Raw genomic sequence first — 16,204 nt, forward strand, 5'->3', positions numbered from 1 at the left:
GACACCGAAGGCCGCCGATCATTTCACGGGGGCGGGCCCCGGCCCGTCCGCCACGGCGCGCGGGGCCCCGGTCAGCGGATCTCGAAACCCGGGTAGCCGGTTCCGACGGCCGTCCAGATCTCCGTGACCCCGCTGACGCGGCCGGGCGTGTCCGGGCCGCGCAGCAGCGCCAGCAGATGCTCGCAGTCGGCCGCGAGTCCCTCGGCCACCACCTGCACCCGGCCGTCGCCAAGGTTGCTGGCGTAGCCGGTCAGCCCGATCTCCAGCGCCCGCGCCCTGGTCCACCACCGGAAGCCGACCTGCTGGACCTTGCCCCGCACCCAGGCGGTCACCCGGACCGGTTCATCACTGTGGGCGTCGCGACCGTGCATGGCCCCGACCCTATCGGGCCGGATCGCGGGCCGCGCTACGGCGCCGTGGGGCCGGCCATCGTCCAGTCCGGACTGTGGATCTCCGCCCGGAGGTCCCCGCGCCGGCCCTCCTCGCCGCAGGTGCGGCAGACCCAGGCCGGGTCGTAGGGGTGCGGCTCGTGCCCCTCGGGGCTGTGCTCGAAGCTCACCGGCGGCTCGGGGAGCAGCCAGCGGTCGCCCCAGCCGAGCAGGGCGTGGGTGAGCGGGGCGAGGTCGCGGCCGGCCTCGGTCAGGTGGTACTCGTAGCGCGGCGGCCGCTCGCTGTAGGCGCGGCGCTCGACCACGCCCGCCTCCTCCAGCGCGCGCAGCCGGGCGGTGAGCCGGTCGCGCGGAGCGCCGGTGTTGCGGGCGATCCGGTCGAAGCGGTGGTTGCCGTAGAACAGCTCGCGGACGGCGAGCAGGGCCCACTTCTCGCCGACCACGTGGAGCGCGGCGGCGATCGAGCAGGGCCGGCCGGGGAGGGCGGGCGGGGCCGGAGGCGTGTGGGAGGTCACACCACCAGCCTGCCACACAGGGTTGCGTTCTCAAACCTCCTCGGGGGCACCACCGGCAGGGCCCGCGGCCCCCGCCGTCCACCGGCGGGGGCCGCGGGCCCGGTCGTCACGCCGCCGGGGTCAGAAGCCCCCGCCGAAGTCACCGCCGCCACCGTCGAAGCCGCCACCGCCGCCGAAGTCGCCCCCGCCGCCACCGTCGAAGCCGCCGTCGAAGTCACCGGAATCGAAGTCGGCGCCGGAGAAGTCGCCGCCGTCGTAGCCGGAGCCGCCGTCGTAGCCGGCCCCGTAGGCCGGGGAGCTCATCATCGAGCCGAGCATGGTGCCGACCAGCAGGCCGGGCAGCAGCCCGCCGCCGCCGAAGCCGCCGAAGTAGCCGCCCGCCCACGGGCCGTACGCCGGGCCGGCGTTCCAGTACGGCTGCGGGCCGTGCTCGGTCGGCACGGTCCGGATCTCCGGGTCCTGCCCGGTGGCCAGCCGGTCGGCGTCCGCCCGGCAGACCGGGACGGTGCGCGCCGCGCCGCCGGCCGGTGCCCAGTCGGCGTCCCGCACGGACGGGCCGTGCCGCGGGTCGAAGAAGCACGGCGGCCGGCGCTCGGGCAGCGGCCGCTTCGCGCGCCGGGCGTCCAGGGTGGCCAGCGCGAACCGGCCGTCCTCCAGTGCTTCGGTGACCGGCTTGACGTCCTCCGGCCCCTTCGCCTCGTCCATGCTGCGCTTGGCCCGCTCGTAGGAGTCCAGGGCGTGCGTGTAGTCGGCCCGCTGGACGTCGTCGGCGTCCGGGGCGCCCGGGCTGAAGTCGAGCCGGTCCAGCTCCTCGCCGAACGCGGTGATGTCCTCGTCCACCACCCGGCGCAGCTGCGCCAGTTCGGCCCGGCGCCGCTCCTCCTTGCGCTTCTTCGAGCGGCGGAAGAGCAGGAACACCCCGGCGCCGGCCAGTGCCAGCAGGGCCAGCGGGACGACGACCGCCGCCACCGAGAAGCCGCCGGAGCCGCTGTTCGCCCCGTGCCCCTTCACCTGGGGCGCGGCGGTGTCGACGAAGTCGTTCAGGGTCGCGTCGATGTCGCCCGGGTGTGAGCGCGCGGACGCGCCCGCGATGCGCTCGGCGCTCGTGGTGGCCAGCGCGGCCTTGTCGGACTGGGCCAGGAACCGGTCACCGCGCCAGATGCCGTAGACACCGGTGATGCCGACCTTGGTCCGCAGGTCGGAGAAGACCGTACGCGCGCCGTACGGGTCCGCCGCCGGGACCACTGCGATGAAGATCGGCTTGTCGGCCTTGCGGATCTTCTCGGTCAGGGCGTCGGCCTGGCCCTGGCTGAACCGGCCGGTCATCGCCGGGTCGACGTAGACCCGGCCCTGCTTGAGCGCGGCGGTGGCGTCGTCCAGCCCGCCGGCCGCGGCGGCCGCCGGGGCCAGCACGAGCAGCAGCCCGAGCAGCAGCGCCACCAGGGTCGACAGCCCGGCACTCCGGGAGCGTCGTCGAGCGAGGGTTCTCATGCCATCGACGCTACCCCTCCTGCCACGTCGACAGGGCATCCCCTTCGCGTACGGGCGGCCCCGCGCACCCCCACCGTCCGCCGGGGTCGCTCCCCTCCTCGCGGATGATGTTTCCCCCGGCCGCCCCGGAGACGGGCCGCGGCGGGAACCCGGCCGTCGGCCCGGTCGTCCGTCCCGGCGGGTCCACGGGTGGTCGAGGAGCGCTCGACGGCCGATCGGACCCTCTCCCCCGACCAGGCATAGTGGTGGCCGGGCCTCGGCCCCCTTACCTACTCCTGACCTCTTCTCCCGATCGGAGCATCTGGGTGTTCATCGGCCTCGTCACCGCCGTGGCGGCCTCCGCCTGCTACGGCACCGGTTCGGTCCTGCAGGCCGTCGGATCACGTCGCTCCGCCCGGGAGGAGGCCGCCGCCGCGGGCAGCGGCTCGGCCGGGGTCACCGCACACGGCGGGCCCAGCCTCGCCTCCACCGCGAAGGCCGCCGTCACCTGGGAGTTCATCCTGGGCACCGTCCTCGACTTCATCGGGTTCGGACTCGGCGCCCTGGCCGCGCGACTGCTGCCGCTGTTCCTCTCCCAGACCATCATCAGCGCCAATCTGGTGATCACCGCGGTGCTGAGCATCAAGCTGCTCGGCATCCGCCTCAAGCAGCTGGAGTGGGCGTCGATCGGCGTGCTCTGCTCGGCGCTGGTGCTGCTGGCCGTCTCCGCCGGGCCGGAGGGCGGCCACCACGTGGAGATGTCCTTCCACTGGTGGCTGCTGCTGATCACCACCGTGCTGCTGGTCGGCGGCGCCCTGCTGGTGCGGCGGATGGGCGCCAACGGCGCGATCGTCGCCGGTCTGCTCTCCGGCCTCGGCTTCGGCGCGCTCGGCGTCGGCGTGCGGATCCTCAACGGCGTCGAGCCGTTCGACCTCGGCGCGCTGCTCTCCGACCCCGCCCTGTACGCGATCCTGGTCGGCGGCATCGGCGGGATGTACGTGCACACCGTGGCCCTGCAGATCGGCTCGGTGAACGGCGCGACCGCCGCCCTGGTGGTCGGTGAGACGGTGCTGCCCGGCGCCGTCGGCGTCCTCTGGCTCGGCGACTCCTCCAAGGAGGGCCTGGCCTGGCTCGGCGCGGTCGGCTTCCTGCTCGCCGTGGTCTCGGCGGTCGGCGTCGCCTACTTCGGCCAGGACACCCACGGCCCGGCCGGGTCCGACCAGCCGCAGCCCGAACTCACCAAGCGGTAGCGCCGGGTGGCCCCGGACCGGGGCCGCCCGGGCTCAGGCCCCGCTGCGGGCGCGCGGGACGCGCTGGCAGCGGGGGCAGAAGTAACTGGAGCGGTTCATCCAGGCGGCCCGGCGGATCGGGGTGCCGCAGCGGCGGCACGGCTCGTCCTCGCGGCCGTAGGCGTCGAGGTCCCGGGAGAAGTACCCGCTCTCGCCGTTCACGTTGACGTAGAGGCTGTCGAAGCTGGTGCCGCCGACCGCGAGGGCGGCCGTCATCACGTCCCGCGCGTGGGCCAGCAGGACGGCGGCCTGCGGACGGGTCAGCGCCGTGGTCGGGCGGTCGTAGTGCAGCCGGGAGCGCCAGAGCGCCTCGTCCGCGTAGATGTTGCCGACCCCGCTGATCAGCGTCTGGTCCAGCAGCGCCCGCTTGACCGTGGTGCGCCTGGCCCGCAGCGCTGCCACGAAGGCGGCGTCGTCGAAGCGGGGGTCGAGCGGGTCCCGGGCGATGTGCGCGATGGAGAGCGGGGTGGCCTCCGGGTCACCCTCCTCGGCCTCCTCGACGGCCAGCCCGCCGAAGGTCCGCTGGTCGACGAAGCGCAGCTCCCGGCCGCCGTCGGTGAACCGCAGCCGCACCCGCAGGTGCTTCTCGTCGGGCACCGACGGGTCCTGGACGAGCAGTTGGCCGCTCATCCCCAGGTGACCGATCAGCGAGAACCCGCCGACCGGCGAGCCGTCGGCCGCGGTGGACAGCGGCACCCAGAGGTACTTGCCGCGACGCTGCGCGGCGCCGAGCGTGGCCCCGGTCAGCCTCGCGGTGAAGTCGGCCGCACCGGCCGGCTGGCGGCGCACCGCCCGCGGGTGCAGCACGTCGACGGCGGCGACGGTCCGCCCGGCGACCCAGTTCGCCAGACCTCGGCGGACGACCTCTACCTCGGGGAGTTCGGGCACGGGAAACAAGCCTCCTGCGACTGAAACATGCAGGAGGAAGAGTACTGCGTGCTCAGGCGCCGGCGGGCAGGCGGTCGGCGTACTTCTCCTTGATCGCCCGCCAGGCGCTCTCCGCGGCCTTCTGCTCGGCTTCCTTCTTCGAGCGGCCGACGCCGCTGCCGAAGTCCTCGCCGGCCACCCGGGCCGCGGCGGTGAAAGTCTTCTCGTGGTCCGGACCGGACTCCTCGACCACGTACTCCGGCACTCCGATGCCCACCGAGGCGGTGAGCTCCTGGAGGCTGGTCTTCCAGTCCAGGCCCGCGCCCAGCTGGGAGGACTCCTCGATCAGCGGGTCGAAGAGGCGGTGGACGAACTCGGTGGCCGCGTCCAGGCCCTGGTCCAGGTAGACGGCGCCGATCACGGCCTCGACGGTGTCGGCGAGGATCGACGACTTGTCGCGGCCGCCGGTGCCCTCCTCGCCCTTGCCGAGCCGGATGAACGTCCCGAGCTCCAGGCCACGGCCGACGTCGGCGAGCGCGCGGGAGTTGACCACCGCGGCGCGCAGCTTGGCGAGCGTGCCCTCCGGGACGTCCGGGTGGACGCGGTAGAGGGTGTCGGTCACCACCAGGCCCAGCACCGAGTCGCCGAGGAACTCCAGGCGCTCGTTGGTGGGCAGCCCGCCGTTCTCGTACGCGAACGAGCGGTGGGTCAGGGCACGCACCAGAAGGGCGCGCTCGAGCGTGTACCCGAGGCGCCCTTCCAGGACGTCGTATTCGGTCGAAGCCGGCCCGCCGGCCTTTCCGCCGCCCGAAGAAGCCTTCGGGGCGATGGTCGCCTTGCGGGAAGAGTTACTGTCCGACATCGATCCGTACACCCCGCCGATCAGACCGAGAGGACCTGGCGACGGTTGTACGTGCCGCAGCTCGGGCACGCGATGTGGCCGAGCTTCGGCTCGTGGCAGCTGTCGCACGCCACGAGGGCCGGAACGACGGCCTTCCAGTTGGAACGGCGGTGGCGCGTGTTGCTGCGCGACATCTTCCGCTTCGGAACAGCCACGGCTACTTCTCCTGGTTCTCGGCGGCACCCTCACGGGTGTCGCTGTTCTTGATTCCGTCACCCTCGTCGCCAGGGGCGGCGGAGAGTCCCTGCAGAGCCGCCCACCTGGGGTCGGCGGCGTCGTGGTGGTGCGCCGGGTCGTCGCTCAGGCGCGCTCCGCACTCGGAGCACAGGCCCAGGCAGTCTTCCTGGCACACCGGCTGCAGCGGCAGTGCGAGCACCACCGCGTCACGCAGCACCGGCTGGAGGTCGAAGAAATCGCCCTCCAGACGGTAAGTCTCGTCTTCCGAGTCCTCGTCGAGGTCGTCCGTCCCGGCGGTGCGGGCACGGTGACGCTCGTCGGACTCCGGGTAGTAGTACAGCTCCTGGAAGTCCACGTCGAGGTCGTCCTCGACCGGCTCCAGGCACCGCACGCACTCGCCCTCGATCACGGCCTCGGCGGTGCCGGTCACCAGCACGCCCTCGACCACCGACTCCAGGCGGAGCTCCAGCCGCAGTTCGCTCTTCTCCGGGACACCGATCACATCGATGATCCCGAGGCCCTCGGGGGCTTCCAGGGTGCGGGACACCTTGCGCAGCGAGCCCGGGCGACGGCCGAGCTCGTGCGTGTCGAACACGAGTGGGTCGCGGTGGTCGAGGCGGTTCAAGGTGTCCTGACTTCCTGAGAAAACTGATGCTCGGTGCTGCTCACCGGACGATGCGCGGGCAGACCGACGGCCCGACACGGAGAGGCCGGAGTGGTCAGACTACCGGAGTCTCCCGCCAGGCCCAACTTCGCCCACGGAGGGCGAGCGGGCTCAGCGGCCGCCGAGCTCCCGGAGCCTGGTCATGTCGATCATGCTGGTGTCGAAGAAGCTGGTCTCGTCCAGGCCCGGCTGCTGCGGGACGGCCGGCGGGTTGGCGGGCTGCTGCGGGTAGCCGTAGGCGTCGTACTGCTGCGCGGCGTAGCCCTGCTGCTGCTGCGGATAGCCGTAGCCGCCCTGCTCCTGCGCGGCCGGGTACCCCTGCTGCTGGTGCTGCTGCTGCTGCCCGTAGCCGTACTGGCCGCCGTACGGATCGCCCTGGCCCGCCGGGTCGAAGCCGCCGCCGTACACCTCGGCGTACTGGCCGCCCGGCTGTTGCGCGGCGGCGTACTGGTCGACGCCGGGCGCCTGCCAGCCGGCCGCGGCCGGGGTCTGCTCCGGCCAGGTCTGCTGCTGCGGCACCTCCTCGCGGTACCACGGCACCTCCTCGCCGTCGGCGTCGGTGGCGAAGCCCGCCGCCACCGCCTCGGCGCGGTTCTTGGCCTGCTGGGCCTCGTCGGCGGCGGCCAGGTAGGCACCCAGCTCGTCGATCGGGGCCTTGCCGAGCAGCTTGTCGCGGCCCTTGCCGACCGCCTCCAGCGTCGCGCTGAGGACGTTCTCCAGGGTGGCGAGCTTCACATCGACGTACTCGTCGACCTCGGGGCTCGGGGTGATCCGCGGCTGCGGCCGGAACTCCTCGCCGTCGGTCTCGCCCTCGTACGGGGTCTCGAAGACGCTGGAGTCGCCGCGCAGCTTCGTCCGGCCGCGGCCGACCGCGCCGAGCGTCTTGGTCAGCACGACCTCGAAGTTGGCGAGCTTGCTGTCCACGTAGTCGTCGGCCTCGGCGCGCTTGGTCTCGACCTCGGCACGCGCCTCCGCGAGGATGCGGTCCGCCTCGGCCTGGGCCCGGCGGACCACTTCGGTGTCGGAGATCAACGAGCCGCGCTCGGCGTGCGCGCCCTGGATGATCCGCTCGGCCTCCGCCTCGGCGCCGGCGACCACCTGCTCGTGGTCGGCCATCACCGACTGGGCCTGGGCCAGCTCGGCGGGCAGTGCCGCCCTGAGGTCCTGGAGCAGGCCGACCAGTTCGGCTCGGTTCACCACGCAGGAGGCCGACATGGGCATCGAGCGGGCGTTCTCGACGGCCGCGACGATCTCGTCGACCTTGTTCTGCACGTCCACGGGGCTTCGTCTTTCCGTGTGCCGCCGACGGTCCGGCGGAGGCAGGCCCGGCGCGGTGGACCTCACCGCAGGGCAGGAACACAGACTTTACGGCCACGGCGGGGCGAGGTCACAACGCCCGGACCGGGCTGCCGGACCGGCCCCCGGACAACTGGTGACGAATCGGCAGAAACGGACCGGCCCGGCTCCGGCCCGGCGGCTACTGGGCCTTCCGCTGCGCGATCCGCTCGACCAGCCGGCGGTGCACCGTCTCCGGCAGCAGGTGCGAGACGTCGCCCCCGTACGAGGCGACCTCCTTGACCAGCGTCGACGACAGGAAGCTGTACGTCGGCGAGGTCGGCAGGAAGAGCGTCTCGACCCCGCTCAGCCCGTGGTTCATCTGGGCCATCTGCAGCTCGTAGTCGAAGTCGCTGACGGCCCGCAGGCCCTTGACGATCGCGGGGATGCCGCGCTCCCGGCAGAAATCCACCAACAGGCCGAGGTGCGACTCGACCACGATGTTCCCGTACTGGGCGGTGGTCTCCTCGATCAGCGCGATCCGCTCCTCGATGGTGAACATGCCCTGCTTGTTCCGGTTCACCGCGACCGCGACGTGCACCACGTCGTACAGCTTCGAGGCCCGCTCGATGATGTCGAGATGACCGTTGGTGATCGGGTCGAACGATCCGGGGCAGACGGCGCGGCGCATGGCGTGGATGCTCCCTCGTGGGGTGACGGGTCCTGCGGGCCTCGGCCCGCTACGAGTGTGGGCGGCCCTCGGCGGCGGCGCGACCGTACCAGAGCGTGCCCTCGCCGTAGCGGCGCGAGCGCAGTACCTCGAAGCCTTCGGGCCAGCCGAACTCGCCGCCTCGGGTGCTGCGCTCCACGGTGACGAGTGCGTCGGCCGCGAGCCAGCCCCCGGCCAGGAGTGTGATCAGCATCTCGCGCACCTCGTCGTCGGTGACGACGTACGGCGGATCGAGGAAGGCCAGGTCGTACGGGGTCTCCGGGGCCGGTCCCGCGATCACCTTCTCGGCCCGGGAGGCCACCACCACCGCGCCCGGCAGGTCGATCGTCCGGACGTTCTCCCGGATCACCCGGGCCGCCTGGCCGTCGGCCTCGACCAGCAGGACGTGCTCGGCGCCGCGGGACAGCGCCTCCAGGCCGACCGCGCCCGATCCGCCGAACAGGTCGAGCATCCGGGCCCCGTGCAGGGTGCCGCGCAGGGCCTCCAGCGTGGAGAACATCGCCTCGCGGGCCTTGTCGGAGGTCGGGCGGGTGCTCCGGCCGGGCGGTACGGCCAGCCGGCGGCCGCCGGCCGCCCCGGCGATGACGCGGGTCATGGTGGTGGGAGGTCCTTTCGTCGCTGCCCGACCACGCTATACGGCCCCCACCCGAAGGGCCGCCCCGAACCCCTCGCCGCAGCCCCGGCGGAGGGCTGCGGCGAAGGTCGCGGCGAGGGCCGCGGGATCAGCTCGCGTCGGCCGCCGTCGACTGGGGCGGGATCGCCGCGCCGAGCAGCGCCGGCGAGGCGTAGCGGGACCACGAGAGGCAGCCGTCGGGCGGGCAGAACTCGGGGCGGCGCGGGTCGTGCCCGAGCTCGCGCAGCTTGGTGCGGACGGAGTCGGGGGTGCGGCCGAAGCGGGCGGCGATCCGGGCGACGGTCTCGCTGTCGTGGAACCGCCGGACCAGCTCCTCCTCGTGCTGCGGCACCCAGGGGGCGCCGTGTCCGGGGTAGAGCTCGCGCAGCACGTCACGGTCGGGGATGGGCTCGGAGACGTCGGCGACGATCGCCAGGGCCCGGAGCGCGCGGTTGAGCGCGATCCGCAGCGAGGCGACGTCCTCGACCGGCAGGCGGAGCTTGCCCGAGGCGAGCGGCGCGGCGGCCGCCCCCTCGCGCCAGCCGGTCAGGGTGAGGGTGACCTCGCGGTCGTCGTCGCTGGCGAGTTCGATCCGGAAGACCTTGTCGCCGAGCGGGAGCTCGTTGAGATGACGGAATGCCATGGCAGGACCCCCAAGTGTCGTGCCAGGTACGCACCTTGAGGGTGCGTCCTGAACAACTACATTCTCTCGCGGGGGTCTGACAATCGGCCCTGGCGGTCAGCCCTCACGGGCGGCCCGGGCACCGGCCCGCCGGCCGGGCTCCCGGGGGCTCAGCCCTTCTCCAGGTACTCCGCGCGGTCGGCGTCCAGCAGGCTCTCCAGCGCGGTGCGCAGGTCCGGGTGGGCGGCCAGCTCCGGGTCCTCGGCGACCAGCCGGGTGGCCTCGGCCCGGGCGGTCACGATGACCTCCTCGTCCTCCAGCACGGAGAGCACCTTCAGCGAGGACTTCACCCCGGACTGCGCCTGGCCCAGCACATCGCCCTCGCGCCGCTGTTCGAGGTCGATCCGGGACAGCTCGAAGCCGTCCAGGGTGGCGGCCACCGCGTCCAGCCGGGCCCGGGCCGGGCTGCCCGCCGGCATGTCGCTGACCAGCAGGCAGAGGCCGGCGGCGCTGCCGCGCCCGACCCGGCCGCGCAACTGGTGCAGCTGGGAGACGCCGAAGCGGTCGGCGTCCATGATCACCATCGCGGTGGAGTTGGGGACGTTGACCCCGACCTCGATCACCGTGGTCGCCACCAGGACGTCCACCGCGCCGGCCGCGAACCGGCGCATCACCTCGTCCTTGGCGTCGGGCGCCAGCCGGCCGTGCAGGATCTCCACCCGCAGCCCGGCCAGCGGGCCCTTCAGCAGCTTCTCGGCGGTCTCGACGACCGACAGCGGGGGGCGCCGGTCGTCGCTCCCGGCGCCCGCGTCGGGCTCCGCGCCGGTGAGCTCCTCCAAGTCCTCGGCCGGGACCGACCGGCGCTTCCTCTTGGCGTCGGGGGCGGGCTCCTCGTCCCCGATCCGGGGGCAGACCACGTACGCCTGGTGGCCCTTGGCCACCTCCTCGCGGACCCGCTCCCAGGCCCGCGCCAGGAAGTTGGGCTTCTCCAGGGCCGGGACGACATGGGTGGAGATCGGCGAGCGGCCGGCCGGCAACTGGTCCAGCACCGACGTCTCCAAGTCCCCGAAGACGGTCATCGCGACGGTGCGCGGGATCGGCGTGGCCGTCATCACCAGCAGGTGCGGCGGCTGCTCGCCCTTGGCGCGCAGCGCGTCCCGCTGTTCGACGCCGAAGCGGTGCTGCTCGTCCACCACGACCAGGCCGAGGTCCTGGAACTGCACCTTGTCCTCGATCAGCGCGTGGGTGCCGATCGCGATGCCCGCGTCCCCGCAGGCCATGTCGAGCATCGCCTGGCGGCGGGCCGGGACGCCCATCGAGCCGGTCAGCAGCACCACCCGGGTGCCGAGGTCCGAGCCGCCCAGCAGGCCGCCCTCGGCCAGGTCCCCCATCATCTCCACGATCGACCGGTGGTGCTGCTGCGCCAGCACCTCGGTGGGCGCCAGAAGGGCGGCCTGGCCGCCCGCGTCGACCACCGCGAGCATGGCGCGCAGCGCGACGAGCGTCTTGCCGGAGCCGACCTCGCCCTGGAGCAGCCGGTGCATCGGGTGTTCGGTGGCCAGGTCGGCGGCGATCTCGGCGGAGACCTTCAACTGACCGTCGGTGAGGGTGAACGGGAGCCGGGCGTCGAAGGCGTCCAGGAGGCCGCCGGCCCGGGGCTCGCGGGGCTTGGCCGGCAGGGCGGAGTCGGCGGCCCGGCGCTGCGCGAGCGCGACCTGGAGGACGAAGGCCTCGTCCCAGCGGAGCCGGCTCTGGGCGCGCTCGCGGTCGGCCTGGCCGCGCGGGCGGTGGATCAGCTCCAGCGCCTCGGGCAGCGGGATCAGTTCGTGCCGCTCGCGCAGCTCCGCGGGCAGCGGCTCGCCGACGTCGGAGAGGTGCTTGGTGAGGGCGGTCTCGACGCAGATGGACAGCTTCCAGCTGGGCATCTGGGCGCTGGCTCCGTAGACCGGGATCAGCTGGCCGGCGAACTGCTGCGCCGCGTCCGACCCGGTGTCCTCGTCGAGCAGTTGGTAGTCCGGTGAGACCAGCTGGCGGGTGCGGTTGAAGACGCCGACCTTGCCGGCGAACAGGCCCTGGGCGCCGGTGCGGAGCTCCTTCTGCCGCCAGCCCTGGTTGAAGAAGACCAGCGAGAGCCGGCTGCGGCCGTCGGTGACGACCACCTCCAGGCGGTCCCCCTTGCGGCCGCGGAACGGGATCAGGGTGACCTTCTCGATCCGGGCCAGCACGGTGACGTGCTCGTCGATCTCCAGCTCGTCCAGGCTGGTGAGCTGGCCGCGCTCGACGTAGCGGCGCGGATAGTGGTGCAGCAGGTCCCCGACCGTGCGCAGCTTGAGGCTGTCGGCGAGCACCTTGGCGGTACGGTCGCCGACGAGCTTGGTCAGTGGTTCATCGAGAGCGCCCATCAGGCCCTTGTTTACACCACCGGACCGACATTCCGGGCGCCACCCGCTGCCCGGCGCCCCGGCCGGACCGCGGCGCCCGCCGCCCGGACCGCTACTCCACGCCGATGAGCAGCGGCGCGGACTCCTGCCCGCCGTGGAAGGCCACCGCGTCGACCTCCGGCCGCCGGTGCCGGGCGTGCGCCACCAGCCGGTCGGCCAGCTCCTCGTCCGCGCCGTCGCCGAGGATCAGGGTGACGAGTTCGCCGCCCGCGCCCAGCATCCGGTCGAGCACGCTGGCCCCGACCTCGGCCGGGGCGGCGCCGATCACCACCACGTCCCCGTCGATCAGCCCGAGCACGTCCCCGGCCTGGCAGACCCCGGCCATCGTCCAGGACTCGCCCTCGGCGACGGCGAGCTCGGCGTACCGGGTGGCGCCGGCCGCCGAGGTCATGGCGACCACGTCCTCGTCGAACCGGCGGCCGGCCTCGTGCACGGCGAGGGCGGCCAGCCCCTGGACCGGTGACCGGGTGGGCAGGACGGCGATCCGCACCCCCTCCTCGCGCAGCTGGTCGGCGGCGGCCCCGGCGGCGGCCCGCAGCTCGGGGTCGTTGAGCAGCAGGACGACCTCCCGGGCGCCCGCCCGGCGGACGGCGGCGGCGAGTTCGGCGCTGGCCGGCGGGCGGTCCGGGTCGGCGTGCAGCACGACGGCGCCGGCCTGCTCGCAGAGGTCGGCCAGTCCCGCACCGGAGACCACCGAGAGCACCACCCGGGTGCGCTCCTCGTGCTCGCCGCGGTCGTCGGCGGTCCCGGCCCGGGCGGCGGCCTCGGCGAAGTGCGTGATCCGGATCTGGTGCGGCCGCCCGGCCCCCAGCCCGGCCTCCACCGCGGCCCCCGCGTCGTCCACGTGGACGTGCACGTTCCAGAGGCCGTCCCCGCCACCGATCACCAGGGAGTCGCCCAGTCCGGCGAGCCGCTCGCGCAGCGCGGGCAGCGCCTCGTCGGGGGCGTCCAGCAGGTAGATCACCTCGAAGGCGGGGTGACCCGGGCCGGGCGGCCGGACGTGCCCCTGGCAGCTCTCGACCGGCCGGACGTCACCGCGCAGCGCGACGGGGCCCATCGGCTGGTGGCCGGCCACCGCGTCGGCGAGCGCCCCGAGGACGGCGACCAGGCCGCGTCCGCCGGCGTCCACCACCCCGGCCTCGGCCAGCACGGAGAGCTGCTCGGGAGTGCGCCGCAGCGCGTCCCGGGCGGCCCGGTACGCGGTGTCGGCGACCTGGCCGAGTCCGTCGCCGGCCCGGGTCGCCTCCCGGGCGGCCACCCGGGCGACGGTCAGCAGGGTGCCCTCGACGGGCTCGGCGACCGCCTGGTAGGCGGCGTCCGCGGCCCCCTGGAGGGCGGCCCGCAGCTGGTCGGCGCCACCGCCCTGGGCCAGCTGCTCGGCGGTGCCGCGCAGCCACTGGGCGAGGATCACGCCGGAGTTGCCGCGGGCGCCGACCAGCGCGCCCCGGGCCATCGCCCGGGCGGTCTCGGCGAGCCCGGGGGCCGGGCCGCCCGCCGGGTCGGTGAACCGGCTCTCCACCGCGGCGGCGGCGGACTCCACGGTCAGGTAGAGGTTGGTGCCGGTGTCGCCGTCCGGGACGGGGTAGACGTTGAGTGCGTCGATCTCCTCGCGGGCCTGGCCCAGCGCGCGCAGGGCCAGCTGGCACCAGCTGCGCACGGCCGGGGCGTCGAGCGTGGTCAGCACCAGGTCTCCTCCGGATGGGACGCCGTGATGGCCTGAGGTTGAACGGCGAGGGTTGGTACCGGCAGGTTATCGGGGGCCGGGGCCGCCGCCGGAAGCGCCGAGCGCGGCGATCACCTGCGCAGACGTGGTAGTTTCGTTGAACGGAAGCAAGCGTTGTATGCTCTTCCGGTTGCCTGGAACAGTCCAGGCTCACCCCATTGATCTGATCTGGTTCACGTGAGTGCTCCGGTGGGTTGGCGGGGTTTCGAACGTAAATGATCTGAAGTCTTGGAGTGACTCCTGTGGCTGCCAACTGCGACGTCTGCGGCAAGGGGCCGGGCTTCGGCAACAGCATCTCCCACTCTCACCGCCGTACCCCCCGTCGTTGGAACCCCAACATTCAGACGGTGCGCGCTGTGATTGGGCGGACGCCGAAGCGGCTCAACGTCTGCACCTCGTGCATCAAGGCCGGTAAGGTCTCGCGCTGACGCGCAGACCGGTAAGCCGGTCCTCCAGGAAGCCGGTCCATCCTCGGATGGGCCGGCTTCCTGTTTCTGGATCCCGGCTCTCCAGTGCCGACCCCTCTCTCCGGGCCTGCCCGGAGCCGCCACGGGCGGGCCCTCGGGCCCGCCCGTGGTCGTTGCGGCCCCGGTGCGCTCAGCGCCAGCGCCAGGCGTGGTCCACCGGGCCGATGCCGGACCCGAGCGCGAAGCCGCCGGCGATCGCACCGGTGATGTAGGCCTTCGCCGAGGCCACCGCCCCGGGCAGCGGTTCGCCCTTGGCCAGCCCGGCGGCGATGGCGCTTGCCAGCGTGCAGCCGGTGCCGTGGGTGTGCCGGTTGTCGTAGCGGGGCGCCCGGTACCAGTGCTCCTCCCCCGGTCCGCCGTACAGCAGGTCGGCGGCCTCGCCCTCCAGGTGCCCGCCCTTCACCAGGACCCAGCGCGGCCCGAGGTCGAGCAGCGCCTTGGCCGCGTCGAGCATCTGCGCCTCGTCCTCGACGGTGCGCCCGGTGAGCTGCGTCACCTCGTGCAGGTTGGGCGTGGCCAGGGTGGCGACCGGCAGCAGCCGCTCCCGGACGGTGGCGACGGCCTCGGCGGCCAGCAGCGCGTCGCCGTGCTTGGAGACGCCGACCGGGTCGACCACCACCGGGGCGTCCACCCCGGCCAGCAGCTCGGAGACGGTCTCGACCAGCTCGATCGAGGCGAGCATCCCGGTCTTCACGGCCTGGACGCCGATGTCGTCCACCACACTGCGGAACTGGGCCCGGACGGCCTCGGCCGGCAGCTCCCAGTAGCCCTGGACACCGAGCGAGTTCTGCGCGGTGACGGCGGTGATCACGCTCATGCCGTGGACGCCGAGGGCCAGCATCGCCTTGAGGTCGGCCTGGATGCCGGCGCCGCCGCCGGAGTCGGATCCGGCGACGGTGAGCACCCGCGGGGGTGCGGAGGAGGGGCCGCCCTGGGGGCGGCCGCCGGGAGCGGGGGCGGAAGACGGGAGGGACATGGGCCCCAACCTACCCGCGCCGCCTCAGAGCACGGCTTCGGATTCCGCCCAGCGGTCCTGCGGCACGGTCTTGAGGTGGGTGACCGCCTCGGCGACCGGCACCAGCTCGATGTCGTTGCCGCGCAGCGCGGTGAAGTGCCCGAAGGCGCCCTTGTGGACGGCCTCCACCGCGTGCCAGCCGAACCGGGTGGCGAGCACCCGGTCCCGGGCGGTGGGGGTGCCGCCGCGCTGGGTGTGGCCGAGGATGACCGGCCGGGCCTCCTTGCCGAGCAGGTTCTCCAGCTCGTTGGCGAGCCGGTTGCCGATCCCGCCGAAGGTCCGGTGGCCGAACTGGTCGACGACGCCGTGGTCGAAGCGCATCGTGCCGGGCATCGGGGCCGAGCCCTCGGCCACCGCGATGATGGCGAACTTCTTGCCCCGGGAGAAGCGGTCCTCGACCATCCGGGCGACCGCCTCGATGTCGAAGGGCTTCTCCGGGATCAGGATGCCGTGGGCGCCGCCGGCCATTCCGGCGGTGAGGGTGATCCAGCCGGTGTGCCGGCCCATCAACTCCACCACCATCACCCGCTGGTGGGATTCGGCGGTGGTCTTCAGCCGGTCGATCGCGTCGGTCGCGACATGGACTGCGGTGTCGAACCCGAAGGTGACGTCGGTCGCGTCGATGTCGTTGTCGATGGTCTTCGGCACGCCGACCACCGGCAGTCCGGCGTCGCTGAACATCTTGGCGGCGGTCAGCGTGCCCTCGCCGCCGATCGCGATCAGCGCGTCGATGCCGATGTCCCGGGCGAGGGTCTCGGCGTTCTCCACCGCCCAGGCGATCCGGTCGCGCTGCACGCGGGCCGAGCCCAGGATGGTGCCGCCGAGGGTCAGCAGGCCGGTGACGTCGTCGTGCGAGATCGGCCGGGTGCGGCCCTCGATCAGGCCGAGGAAGCCGTCCTCGATGCCGACGATCTCGTCACCGTGCACATCGGTTCCCCGGTGCACCACGGAGCGGATCACCGCGTTGAGCCCGGGGCAGTCTCCGCCGCTGGTCAGGACACCGATGCGCATGGTGGCTGTGCTCTCCCGCTCCGCAGTGGTTCAGA

The 16,204-nt window shown here is 73.5% G+C and carries 17 protein-coding genes; 2 read left to right on the plus strand and 15 right to left on the minus strand.

All coding sequences use genetic code 11. The features are described from left to right. Positions 1-71 precede the first annotated feature (71 nt). The 3 genes from ACIF6L_RS32850 to ACIF6L_RS32860 all read right to left on the minus strand — a co-directional run bounded on the left by ACIF6L_RS32850 (position 72) and on the right by ACIF6L_RS32860 (position 2,395). Positions 72-371, minus strand: a complete 300-nt coding sequence (locus ACIF6L_RS32850; protein WP_329489756.1) for an acylphosphatase — start codon at positions 369-371, stop codon at positions 72-74. Positions 372-406: 35 nt separating this feature from the next. Then, entirely contained in the window at positions 407-904 is a 498-nt protein-coding gene (locus ACIF6L_RS32855; RefSeq protein ID WP_396491281.1) for a winged helix-turn-helix transcriptional regulator, read from the minus strand. Between the two features lie 120 nt (positions 905-1,024). Then, positions 1,025-2,395: a hypothetical protein gene (locus ACIF6L_RS32860; RefSeq protein WP_396491280.1), complete on the minus strand. Its 1,371-nt coding sequence runs from the start codon at positions 2,393-2,395 to the stop codon at positions 1,025-1,027. Positions 2,396-2,700: 305 nt separating this feature from the next. Between ACIF6L_RS32860 and ACIF6L_RS32865 the strand changes: the two genes are divergently transcribed. Beyond that, a complete protein-coding gene (locus ACIF6L_RS32865; RefSeq protein ID WP_329489753.1) occupies positions 2,701-3,624 on the plus strand; it encodes a hypothetical protein in 924 nt (307 codons plus the stop codon). 33 nt (positions 3,625-3,657) lie between these two features. On the opposite strand, the gene mutM is transcribed toward ACIF6L_RS32865, so the two are convergent. The 10 genes from mutM to ACIF6L_RS32915 form a co-directional block, all read right to left on the minus strand. Then, positions 3,658-4,551, minus strand: a complete 894-nt coding sequence (gene mutM, locus ACIF6L_RS32870) for a bifunctional DNA-formamidopyrimidine glycosylase/DNA-(apurinic or apyrimidinic site) lyase (protein WP_396491279.1) — start codon at positions 4,549-4,551, stop codon at positions 3,658-3,660. A gap of 52 nt (positions 4,552-4,603) precedes the next feature. After that, positions 4,604-5,392, minus strand: coding sequence for a ribonuclease III (gene rnc / locus ACIF6L_RS32875; protein ID WP_329489751.1), 789 nt, complete (start codon positions 5,390-5,392; stop codon positions 4,604-4,606). 20 nt (positions 5,393-5,412) lie between these two features. Further along, positions 5,413-5,586: a 50S ribosomal protein L32 gene (gene rpmF, locus ACIF6L_RS32880; RefSeq protein WP_188303282.1), complete on the minus strand. Its 174-nt coding sequence runs from the start codon at positions 5,584-5,586 to the stop codon at positions 5,413-5,415. Between the two features lie 2 nt (positions 5,587-5,588). Further along, complete coding sequence (locus ACIF6L_RS32885; protein ID WP_329489750.1) at positions 5,589-6,233, minus strand: DUF177 domain-containing protein; 645 nt, start codon at positions 6,231-6,233, stop codon at positions 5,589-5,591. A 150-nt stretch (positions 6,234-6,383) separates the two neighbouring features. Further along, positions 6,384-7,550: an ATP synthase F0 subunit B gene (locus ACIF6L_RS32890; RefSeq protein WP_396491278.1), complete on the minus strand. Its 1,167-nt coding sequence runs from the start codon at positions 7,548-7,550 to the stop codon at positions 6,384-6,386. Between the two features lie 199 nt (positions 7,551-7,749). Beyond that, a complete protein-coding gene (gene coaD, locus ACIF6L_RS32895; RefSeq protein ID WP_396491277.1) occupies positions 7,750-8,238 on the minus strand; it encodes a pantetheine-phosphate adenylyltransferase in 489 nt (162 codons plus the stop codon). Between the two features lie 49 nt (positions 8,239-8,287). Then, positions 8,288-8,872, minus strand: a complete 585-nt coding sequence (gene rsmD / locus ACIF6L_RS32900; RefSeq protein ID WP_396491276.1) for a 16S rRNA (guanine(966)-N(2))-methyltransferase RsmD — start codon at positions 8,870-8,872, stop codon at positions 8,288-8,290. Positions 8,873-8,999: 127 nt separating this feature from the next. Continuing rightward, positions 9,000-9,533 carry a hypothetical protein gene (locus ACIF6L_RS32905; RefSeq protein ID WP_352291629.1) on the minus strand — a complete coding sequence of 178 codons (534 nt, stop codon included), beginning with the start codon at positions 9,531-9,533 and terminating at the stop codon, positions 9,000-9,002. A 149-nt stretch (positions 9,534-9,682) separates the two neighbouring features. Then, positions 9,683-11,914 (minus strand): ATP-dependent DNA helicase RecG, encoded by a 2,232-nt coding sequence (gene recG, locus ACIF6L_RS32910; RefSeq protein WP_396491275.1) that lies wholly within the window; start codon positions 11,912-11,914, stop codon positions 9,683-9,685. 91 nt (positions 11,915-12,005) lie between these two features. Then, positions 12,006-13,637, minus strand: coding sequence for a DAK2 domain-containing protein (locus ACIF6L_RS32915; protein ID WP_396491274.1), 1,632 nt, complete (start codon positions 13,635-13,637; stop codon positions 12,006-12,008). Between the two features lie 281 nt (positions 13,638-13,918). Here ACIF6L_RS32915 and rpmB point away from each other — a divergent pair, with 281 nt between their 5' ends. Further along, positions 13,919-14,104, plus strand: a complete 186-nt coding sequence (gene rpmB, locus ACIF6L_RS32920; protein WP_014138233.1) for a 50S ribosomal protein L28 — start codon at positions 13,919-13,921, stop codon at positions 14,102-14,104. A 169-nt stretch (positions 14,105-14,273) separates the two neighbouring features. Here rpmB and thiD read toward each other — a convergent pair whose 3' ends face one another. Both thiD and ACIF6L_RS32930 read right to left on the minus strand, forming a co-directional pair. Beyond that, on the minus strand, positions 14,274-15,119 hold the full coding sequence (gene thiD, locus ACIF6L_RS32925) for a bifunctional hydroxymethylpyrimidine kinase/phosphomethylpyrimidine kinase (protein WP_359807877.1): 846 nt from the start codon (positions 15,117-15,119) through the stop codon (positions 14,274-14,276). Between the two features lie 24 nt (positions 15,120-15,143). Then, positions 15,144-16,169, minus strand: coding sequence for a 6-phosphofructokinase (locus ACIF6L_RS32930; RefSeq protein WP_329489742.1), 1,026 nt, complete (start codon positions 16,167-16,169; stop codon positions 15,144-15,146). Positions 16,170-16,204: the final 35 nt, after the last annotated feature.

Source organism: Kitasatospora sp. NPDC086009, from assembly GCF_044540385.1.
GTDB lineage: Bacteria > Actinomycetota > Actinomycetes > Streptomycetales > Streptomycetaceae > Kitasatospora.